This window comes from Bacillota bacterium, from assembly GCA_029961055.1.
Lineage (GTDB): Bacteria > Bacillota > Sulfobacillia > JAIMAT01 > JAIMAT01 > JAIMAT01.
This window is the reverse complement of the sequence record JASBVM010000049.1, coordinates 50,973-60,048: the sequence shown is the minus strand read 5'-3', so window position 1 is coordinate 60,048 and position 9,076 is coordinate 50,973. Positions and strand designations below refer to the sequence as shown.

Below are 9,076 nucleotides of genomic sequence, written 5' to 3'. Positions count from 1 at the left end.
CCGGTGATCGCCTACGCGGGCTCGGTGGGCGCCGAGCCGGGCGCCGCCGAGGGAGGCGGCGCCGCCTCCGTCCTCGCGGCCTCGCCGACCTCCGCCCAGATGGAGTTCCGGTGCGTCTCGCGCACGAAGAAGGCTCCGACCAGGAAGGTGACGGCGGCCACGCTCATGGGGTAGAGGAGGCCGGCGTAGATGTTCCCGGTCACGGTCACGATGTAGGTGGAGATGAACGGGACGAGGCCGCCGAAGACCCCGTTGCCGATGTGGTAGGGCAGCGAGAGGGAGGTGTACCGGATCCTGGCCGGGAAGAACTCGACCAGGAAGGCGGCGATGGGCCCGTAGACCATGGTGACGTAGATCACCTGCACGAAGACCAGCGCGGTCAGCACCGCCGGGTGGTCGGCGAAGGCGTGCATCGCCCGGTAGATGGGCAGGTAGGTGAGGACGGCCAGGAGCATCCCGGTCAGCATCACCCGCTTCCGCCCCACGCGGTCGGAGAGGGAGCCGAAGACCACGAAGAAGGGGGCGGCCAGCGCCAGCGCCACCGCCAGCACCACGTTGACGGTGACGAAGGGGACCTTGAGCACGTTGATCAGGAAGGTCTGGGCGTAGAACTGGCCGGTGTACCAGACCACGCCCTGGCCTGCGGTGGCGCCGAAGAGCGCCAGCAGCATCAGCCCGACGTTCCGCCGGTCCCCCAGCGTCTCCGAGAGCGGCGCCTTCGACGATCGGCCCGCCTCCTTCAGCCGGCTGAAGAGCGGCGACTCCTTCAGGCTCATCCGGATCCAGAGCGAGAGCCCCACCAGCACCACGGAGAGGAGGAAGGGAAGCCGCCAGCCCCAGGCGGTGAAGGCTTCCTCGCCCAGGGAGAGGCGCGCCGCCAGGATGACCAGCAGGGAGACGAAGAAGCCCGCCGTGGCCGTGATCTGGATGAAGCTGGTGTAGTAGCCCCGACGACCGTCGGGGACGTGTTCGGCCACGTAGATGGCGGCTCCGCCGTACTCGCCGCCCAGCGCCAGGCCCTGCAGGAGGCGCAGGGCCACCAGCAGGACGGGCGCCCAGATGCCGATGCTCTCATAGGTGGGCACCAGCCCGATGGCCGTGGTGGCGCCCCCCATGATGGTCAGCGTGATCAGGAAGGCGACCTTCCTCCCCACCAGATCGCCGACGCGACCGAAGACCGCAGCCCCGAAAGGCCGCACGACGAAGCCGGTGGCGAAGGTGGCCAGGGTGGCCAGGAGCGCCGCCGTCGGGTGCCCCGGCGGGTAGAACTTGCTCGAGATGATCGAGGCCAGGCTGCCGAAGATGTAGAAGTCGTACCACTCGATCACCGTCCCCGCGGCCGAGCCGGTGATCACCCGCCAGATGGACGTCTCCCGCGGTTGCCGTTCCGCCAGCGCGATCCCACCGCTCACATCGCTCCCCTCCTTGCGACGCGGCCCGACTCGGAAAGGCAGCCGCTCGGCCCATTGTCGCAGGAGGGCCTCCTGCCGACGCAAGATATCGTCGCCCAACGGCCGCGAGCGACGGTTGAACGTCGACGGAGGGGCGATGAACCGCGGCTCAGCGTGCGCGGCGGCCGCTCATCCCAGCCGCCGCTGCCGGGGATCCAGCAGGTCCCGCAACCCGTCGCCCACCAGGTTGATCGCCAGCACCGTCACGAAGATGGCCAGCCCCGGGTAGGTGGCCAGCCAGGGGGCCACCGTCAGGTAGCCCTGGGCGGTGTGCAGCATCGAGCCCCAGCTGGGCGTGGGCGGCTGCGTGCCCAGGCCCAGGTAGCTGAGGCTGGCCTCGGCGATCACGGCCGAGGCGACGCCCAGGGAGGCCTGAACCAGCAAGGGGCTGAGGACGTTCGGCAGGATGTGCCGGAAGAGCTGGCGCCACGCGCCGGCGCCCAGCGCCCGGCTGGCCTCGACGTACTCGCGCTCCCGCTCGGCCAGCACCTGGCCGCGGACGAGGCGGACATAGGTGGGGACCATGCTGACGCCGATGGCCAGCATGGCGTTGGTCAGGCTCGGACCCAGCACGGCGGCGATGGCCAGCGCCAGGATGAGGGAGGGGAAGGCGAGCATGGCGTCGGTCAGCCGCCCGATCACCGCCTCGTCCCAGAAGCCCCCGGCGAAGCCGGCGAAGAGCCCCAGGGGCAGGCCGATCAGGACCGCCAGCCCGACCGAGAGGATCCCCGCCTCGAGCGAGATCCGCGCCCCGTACAGGAGCCGCGACAGCTCGTCGCGGCCCAGCTCGTCGGTGCCCAGCGGGTGGGCCGGCGAGGGCGGCCGGAGGAGCGCCCCGTAATCCTGGCGGAACGGGTCGTGCGGGGCGAGCCAGGGGGCGAAGAGCGCCACCACCACCAGAAGGAAGACCACCACCGCCCCGAAGAGCGCCAGGCGGTTCCGGGCCAGGCGCCGCACCCAGGTCCGCGCTCCCCGGCGCCCCGGCACCGGCGCGCCCTCCGTCGCGGTGTCGCCGGTGCCTGCCGGCCCCTGCCCCACCGTTTCCGCCAGCACTCGCCGAGGCTCCGGTTCCATCACGCCCGCGCCCCCTTCCCGCCCGGCTGGATCCGCGGATCCAGCACCGTGTAGAGCAGGTCGACCACGAGGTTGACGCCGATCACCAGCAGCGCCGAGACCAGCACCGCGCCCTGCAGCGTGACGAAGTCGCGGTTGAGGATGCTGTCCACGATCAGCCGGCCGAAGCCCGGGATGACGAAGATGGTCTCCGTGATCACCAGACCGCCCAGGAGCCCCGCCAGCTGGAGACCGCTGGTGGTCAGCACCGGGATCAGCGCGTTCCGCGTGGCGTGGCGCAAGATGACGCCGGCGGGGGAGAGCCCCTTGGCCCACGCGGTGCGGACGTACTCCTGGCCGAGCACGTCCAGCAGGCTGGAGCGCATCATGCGCATGGTGACGGCCGTCTCCCGCAGCCCGGTGACCACGATGGGGAGGAGCATGGTCTTCAGGTTCTGGCCGGGATCCTGGAGGAACGGGACGTAGCCCGAGGCCGGCAGCCAGCGCAGGCGGACGGCGAAGGCGAGGATGAGGAGGAGGCCGAGCCAGAACTGGGGCAGCGAGAGGCCCGCCAGGGAGAGGAAGGTGCCCGCCGCGTCGCTCCAGCTCCCCCGCCGCGTCGCCGCCACGATGCCGGCCGGTATGGCCACCAGCGTGGCCAGGAGGAGCGCGCCCACGGCCAGCTCCACCGTGGCCGGAAGGCGCTGCGCGATCAGGAGGCTGACCGGCGTCCCGTCCACCAGCGACCGCCCCAGGTCGCCGTGCAGCACCCGCACCAGCCAGTGCAGGTACTGCTCCGGCAGGGGCCGGTCGAGCCCCAGGCGGTGGTCGAAGGCGCGGACCGCCTCGGGCGTCGCCTCAGGGCCCAGGATGGTCCGCCCCGGATCACCGGGGATCAGGTGGATCAGGCTGAAGACCATGAGGCTGACCAGGAAGAGGACCGGTACCGCCAGCATCAACCGCCTCAGAAGCTGCTTCCACATGGTCGATCCCCCAAGGGCGGGCGGCCGGCGACTCCGCCCGGCGGGCGCAGCCGCCGGCCCTCGCCTCTCCGGCCCCGGCCTACTTGCTCAGGTCGGCGGTCCGGATGATCCCGTCCGGAACGTTGACCAAGCCCTGCACCCGGGCGCTGTACGCCTTCACGTTCTTCGGGAAGTACAGGTAGACGTAGGGAACGTCCTGATGCTCGATCTCCATCACCTGCCGGTAGAGGTCGACGCGCTGCGACATGGCGCCGACCGCCCGCGCCTGGTCGAGCAGCCGGTCCACCTGGGGGTTCGAGTAGCCGGAGTTGTTGAGCGAACCGCCGGTGTGGAGCCAGGCGTAGATGTTCCCGTCCGGGTCGGGCCGGCCGCTCCAGCCCAGGGCGCTCGCCTGGAAGTTGTGCTTGTCCGAGTCGTCCAGCAGCGTGCCGAACTCCACCTGCTGGATGTTCATCGTGATGCCGGCCTGGGCGAGCATGCTCTTCAGGACCTGAGCCACCTGCTGGTTGACCGGGGAGGCTGCGGTCTTCAGGGTGAAGCTGAACCCGTCGGGGTGCCCGCCCTTGGCCAGCAGCTCCTTCACCTTGGCCAGGTCGACGCCGGGGACCGAGCCGGAGGCCGCCGCCGCGGGCGTGCCCGCCGGGAAGGGCCCGTAGCCCGGGTCGGCCGTGGCGCCGAACACCACCTTGACGAGAGCCGCCCGATCGATGGCCAGGTCGACCGCGCGCCTCAGGTAGACGTTGTTGAAGGGCGGCTGGTTCACGTTCAAGAAGATCCCCTGGAAGCCGAGCCCGGGCCCGATGTCGACACGGAAGCCGGAGTCGGACTGGAGGTCGCCCACCGACTGGGCCGGCACCGTGTCGATGAGGTCCAGCTGGCCCGCCTTCAGGTTGACCACCTTGACGTTGTCGTCCGTGACGACCTTCCAGATCAGCTTCTCGGCCTTGGGCCTCCCCTTCCGCCAATAGTTCGGGTTCCGGACCAGCACGATCTGGTCGCCCTTGATGCGGCTCTCGAACAGGAAGGGACCGGTGCCCACCGGATGCTGCCCGAAGTTGGCCCCTTCCTTCTCGATGGCCGAGGGCGAGCCCATCATCCCCGCCCGGTCGGTCAGCGTATAGAGGAGCGGGCTGAAGGGCTCCTTCAGCACGATCCGGACGGTGTACGGATCCACCTTCTGCACGTCCTGGACGAAGGAGAGCTCCGACCGCCGCGCCGACTCCGGGCCCATGTACCGCTTCAGGTTGAAGACCACCGCGTCGGCGTCGAAGGGGGTCCCGTCGGTGAAACGGATCCCCTGCCGCAGCCGGATGGTATACGTCTTCCCGTCGGCCGACACCTCGGGAAGGCTGGCCGCCAGCACGGGCACCACCCGGAGCTGGGCGTCCACGTCGTACAGCTTGTCGAAGATGGAGTTCTGCACGTACCGGTCGACCAGCGCCGTCGAACCCGACGGATCCAGGTTGGGCGGATCGGCGTTGATGCCGATGGTGATCGTCCCCCCGCCGCCCGAGGAAGTCCCGCCGGCGCCGGCCGCCGCCCCGTTCCCCGCGCTCCCCGTCGCGCCGCCGCTGCCGCCCCCGCCGCAGCCGGCCAGGAGCAGGGCCGCCACAACCAGCCCCAGCGCGGCCGTCCTACCCCATCGCGGTCTCATCCGCTTCCACCCCTTCCTCTCGCGTTCGCCCTCTCGACACCGCGCCGGTCCTCCGCCACCCGTCGGCGCTCCGCCAGCCCAAGGCGCGGCTCAGCTCCTCCGCCGCCTGGCGCACGTAGACGCCCGCCGCCGCCATCGCCTCGCCGGCGAGCCGGTCCGCCGGCCCGGTGACGCTGACCGCACCGACCACGGCACCGCCGGGGCCGAAGACGGGCGCACCGCAGGCGCTCACCCCCGGCTCCACCTCCGAGGAGCTGAACGCCACGCCGGTGCGGCGGATCTCGGCCAGGTGCGCCCGCATCGCCCCCGCTTCGGTGATGGAGCGGGGACCCCGTGGCACGAAGAAGGGCGAGGCGAGGTACTCCTCGATCTCCGCGTCGCCGAGGAAGGCCAGGATCGGCTTGTTGGAGGCGCCGGCGTGGAGCGAGGCGTAGCGCCCCACCGTCGCGGCGACGCGGATGGAGGAGCGGGGCGCCTCCGCCGTCGCCACGCAGACCGACCGCCAGCCGGCGCGGAGCATGAGGACGGCCGTCTCGCCGGTCTGCCCCGCCAGCCGTTCCAGAACGGGGCGCGCCGCCTCCACCACGTTCAGCCGGCGCGCCGCCACCCGGCCTCCGGAGATGAACGCGGGGCCCAGCCGGTAGCGCCTGGTCAGCGGGTCCTGGACCACGTAGCCGTGCGCCCGGAAGGTGGCCATCACCTTGGAGACGGTCGCCTTGCTCATGCCGGTGGCGAGCGCGAGCTCGCGCACGCCCCACTCGTCCTGGCGCGCCGTGAACTGCTCGAGCAGCTGGAGCGCCCGGGCCAGCGATCCGATCGGCGGAGTGGCCGAGGAAGACACCCCCCTGCGGACCTCGTCTCCTATGCAGAAACCGAGTTCCGTAGAGTTAGACGGCTTGTTCGACGGTGGTCGTCCGAGTCCTTCTCGGAGGGAAAGGGAATCGGAGGGAGAGGGGGACAAACCGGCGGAAGGAGGCGGGGACGGGGCTCCCGGTTACGTGTCTTTGTCGGAGGGGGTGGGGGCTCCCTCGCCGGCCGCCGCCGCGGCTTGCACGGCCCGCCGGTGCTGCCAGCTCTCCAGCGAGCGGCGGACGTGAAGCCGGGTCAGCTCCTCCGCCAGGTCGGCGTCGCGGTCACGGATGGCGGCCACGATGGCACGGTGCTCCCGGTGCGCCTGGCGAAGACGGCAATCGTCCCGGTAACCGGTCCGGGTGAAGCTCTCGATATAGTCGCGCAGGGCGGCCAGGGCCTGTTCCAGGCGCGCGCTGTGCGCCATCCGGTAGAGCTGCAGGGTGATCGCCACGTTCTGCGTGGCGGCGGCGTCCACATCCCCCTGCTCCACGGCCGTCTCCGCCTCTTCCAGGAGCCGCTCCAGTTCCGCCTGCTCGTCGGGGGTGTGCCGCTCCGCCGCGAGCCGGGCGGCCAGCCCCTCCAGGAGCTCGCGCATGAGGTAGAGGTCGCGGACCGACTGCTCGTCGAAGCCGCTGACCACCACGCCCCGCCGGGGCTCGTAGACGAGGAGCCCTTCCCGCTCCAGGCGCCGCAGGGCCTCGCGCACCGGCGTGCGGCTCACCCCCAGCTGCTCGGCCAGCTCGCGCTCCACCAGGTGGGTGCCCTTCGGCGCCCGGCCGTCCAGGATGGCCGCGCGGATCGCCTTGGAGACCTCGTCCACCACCACCGGGAACCGGTCCGACTCGAGTCGCGGAAGGTTCATCCGCTTCGCTTCCTCCTCCATGGTGTTTGCGACCGCCTGGCCGGACATGCGCGGAGCCGGCACCGCGGCCGGCTCCGCCTCCGTTTCGCCCGCCTCCGCCCGGCCCCCTGGGGTCGATCAGGCGACCCGGCGGCCCCGGATGACGCGCAGTGCAGGCCGGCCCTGCCCTGTCCGGGCGGTGCGTGCCGTTTCCGAGCGCGCCTGGAGGGCGCAGGCCCCGACGAACAGCGCGAAGCCCAGCACGGCGATCAGCTCCGCCGTCACCACCGTCCCCTCACCCCCGACCTGATCGAGTGCGGTTTTTTGACCGATCCCGGTGGTTTTTGAGCCGATCCCGGCGCGGGCGCTGCGCCGCCGGCGTCGACGCCCACGCCCACAGTGTAAATCCGTAGAGGGCGTGGCGGAAGGGGTGGGCGGTATACCAAATGCCGAAAAAGTGATCTCGTGAACTTGGCGCGCGAGCCAGAAGACCTTCCGCACGCCCGTCACCACCGGCCTTCAAGCCCCACCCTTCATGAATCCGCAGCGATACGGTCGGGATTTGATGCAAAAGCACGATTGACGTGCATTTCACGTGTCATAAACGGAAATCGCCCGTTGACAAAAGGAGCGATGCCCGCTAGGTTGGCGTCAGAGTTACGGTATGCGGCATACCATCAGCAGGGGCGCGGCATTCCCGGGCTCCGCCGCGCGAGGGGAGGTTCGACCATCCGTCGGGTGCCGCATCGGCGGTCCGCCGCGCGGAACGCGATGCGGTCCATGGGGGGGAGGATGGGCCATGAGCTCCGCCGAGACGGCTTCACCTTCCGCGGCCACTCGCGTCGTCAACCGCTGGTGGCAGCTGGTGGCCGGCGTCGTCGCCATGATGGCGATCGCCAACCTTCAATACGCCTGGACGCTCTTCACCACGCCGCTCCAATCCGCCTTGCACGTCTCACTGGCGGCCGTCCAGGTGGCGTTTACGCTTTTCGTCCTCTTCGAGACGTGGCTGGAGCCCGTCGAAGGCTACCTGGCCGACCGGCTTGGCATGCGGATCGTGGTGATGGCCGGGGGTCTCCTGGCGGGCGTCAGCTGGGTGGGCTCCGGGCTGGCGCACAGCCTCTGGGCGCTCTACTTCTGGTACTCGTTGGGTGGCATCGGCGCTGGCGCGGTCTACGGGGCGGCCATGGGCAACGCGCTCAAATGGTTCCCCGACCACCGCGGCCTGGCCGCCGGCGCCACGGCCGGGGGCTACGGCATCGGCACCGCCTTCACCGTCGCCCCCATCGCGGCCATGATCGAATCGAGCGGCTACCAACAGGCGTTCATCGTCTGGGGCATCGTCCAGGGGCTGGTCACCATGGCCGCGGGTTACTTCATCGTCCAGCCGCCGAAGGGATGGATGCCGCCCGGATGGGCGGCGAGGGAGGCCACCCACGCCCTGCGGGTGACCACCTCCAAGCTGGACCTGACGCCCGGGCAGGTGATCCGCCAGGGCTCCTTCTGGGTGCTCTACCTCATGATGACCCTGATGGCCTTCAGCGGGCTCGTCGTCACCGCCCAACTGGAGCCGATCGCCAAGTTCTACCACGTCGACAAGGTGGTCGTCGCCTTCGGCATGACGGCGCTGGTCCTGGCGGTCCAGCTGGACCGGATCCTCAACGGGATCACCCGGCCCTTCTGGGGCTGGATCTCGGACCACATCGGCCGGGAGAACACCATGTTCATCGCCTTCTCCATCCAGGCGCTGACCATCCTGGCTCTCCTGCAGCTGATCCACCACCCGGTCTGGTTCATCGTCCTCTCGGGGCTGGCGTTCTTCTCCTGGGGCGAGATCTTCTCGCTCTTCCCGGCGGCGGTGGGCGACCTCTACGGTCGGACCTGGGCGACCGCCAACTACGGGATCATGTACACGGCCAAGGGCGTCGCCTCCATCCTGGCCGGCCCCGTCGCCGCCCTGGCGGCGGTGCAGAGCGGCTCATGGGTGGGCGTCTTCTGGGCCATGGTCTTGGCCAGCGCGCTGGACGCCATCCTGGCCCTGGTCTGGCTGAAGCCGCTGGCGCGGCGGACCGCCGAGCGGGCGCGGCAGATGGCGGAGTCGGTGGCGCCGGCCGCCGGCCACGCGGTGTCGGAGTAGGGACGGGGAGCCGTCACGGGCAGGGGCTGGCCGCCCGGCCGTCGCCGGGGGCGGAGCGCGGTGGCCAGCCCTCGAGCGACAGCTCCACCCTTCGGGAAGGTTTCT

General features: G+C 70.8%; 8 protein-coding genes. 1 reads left to right on the top strand and 7 read right to left on the bottom strand.

What is annotated here, in order from left to right:
* Nucleotides 1–11: 11 nt before the first annotated feature.
* The 7 genes from QJR14_10460 to QJR14_10430 form a co-directional block, all read right to left on the bottom strand.
* On the bottom strand, nucleotides 12–1,412 hold the full coding sequence (locus tag QJR14_10460; protein ID MDI3318021.1) for an MFS transporter: 1,401 nt from the start codon (nucleotides 1,410–1,412) through the stop codon (nucleotides 12–14).
* 168 nt (nucleotides 1,413–1,580) lie between these two features.
* Nucleotides 1,581–2,525 (bottom strand): ABC transporter permease, encoded by a 945-nt coding sequence (locus tag QJR14_10455; protein ID MDI3318020.1) that lies wholly within the window; start codon nucleotides 2,523–2,525, stop codon nucleotides 1,581–1,583.
* Nucleotides 2,525–3,487 carry an ABC transporter permease gene (locus QJR14_10450; protein MDI3318019.1) on the bottom strand — a complete coding sequence of 321 codons (963 nt, stop codon included), beginning with the start codon at nucleotides 3,485–3,487 and terminating at the stop codon, nucleotides 2,525–2,527. Before QJR14_10450 ends, QJR14_10455 begins: the two co-directional genes overlap by 1 nt.
* 79 nt (nucleotides 3,488–3,566) lie before the next feature.
* Nucleotides 3,567–5,141 carry an ABC transporter substrate-binding protein gene (locus QJR14_10445; GenBank protein ID MDI3318018.1) on the bottom strand — a complete coding sequence of 525 codons (1,575 nt, stop codon included), beginning with the start codon at nucleotides 5,139–5,141 and terminating at the stop codon, nucleotides 3,567–3,569.
* Nucleotides 5,122–5,982, bottom strand: a complete 861-nt coding sequence (locus QJR14_10440) for an IclR family transcriptional regulator (protein MDI3318017.1) — start codon at nucleotides 5,980–5,982, stop codon at nucleotides 5,122–5,124. Before QJR14_10440 ends, QJR14_10445 begins: the two co-directional genes overlap by 20 nt.
* A 153-nt stretch (nucleotides 5,983–6,135) precedes the next feature.
* Nucleotides 6,136–6,918 (bottom strand): GntR family transcriptional regulator, encoded by a 783-nt coding sequence (locus QJR14_10435; protein ID MDI3318016.1) that lies wholly within the window; start codon nucleotides 6,916–6,918, stop codon nucleotides 6,136–6,138.
* A 54-nt stretch (nucleotides 6,919–6,972) separates the two neighbouring features.
* Nucleotides 6,973–7,347 carry a hypothetical protein gene (locus tag QJR14_10430; protein MDI3318015.1) on the bottom strand — a complete coding sequence of 125 codons (375 nt, stop codon included), beginning with the start codon at nucleotides 7,345–7,347 and terminating at the stop codon, nucleotides 6,973–6,975.
* Between the two features lie 286 nt (nucleotides 7,348–7,633).
* Between QJR14_10430 and oxlT the strand changes: the two genes are divergently transcribed.
* Nucleotides 7,634–8,971: an oxalate/formate MFS antiporter gene (oxlT, locus tag QJR14_10425; protein ID MDI3318014.1), complete on the top strand. Its 1,338-nt coding sequence runs from the start codon at nucleotides 7,634–7,636 to the stop codon at nucleotides 8,969–8,971.
* Nucleotides 8,972–9,076 lie beyond the last annotated feature (105 nt).

What these genes read in the sequence shown, in the direction of transcription:
- QJR14_10455 (MDI3318020.1), bottom strand. Translation starts at nt 2,525, where the DNA reads ATGGAACCGGAGCCTCGGCGAGTGCTGGCGGAAACGGTGGGGCAGGGG.
- QJR14_10450 (MDI3318019.1), bottom strand. Translation starts at nt 3,487, where the DNA reads ATGTGGAAGCAGCTTCTGAGGCGGTTGATGCTGGCGGTACCGGTCCTC.
- QJR14_10445 (MDI3318018.1), bottom strand. Translation starts at nt 5,141, where the DNA reads ATGAGACCGCGATGGGGTAGGACGGCCGCGCTGGGGCTGGTTGTGGCG.
- oxlT (MDI3318014.1), top strand. Translation starts at nt 7,634, where the DNA reads ATGAGCTCCGCCGAGACGGCTTCACCTTCCGCGGCCACTCGCGTCGTC.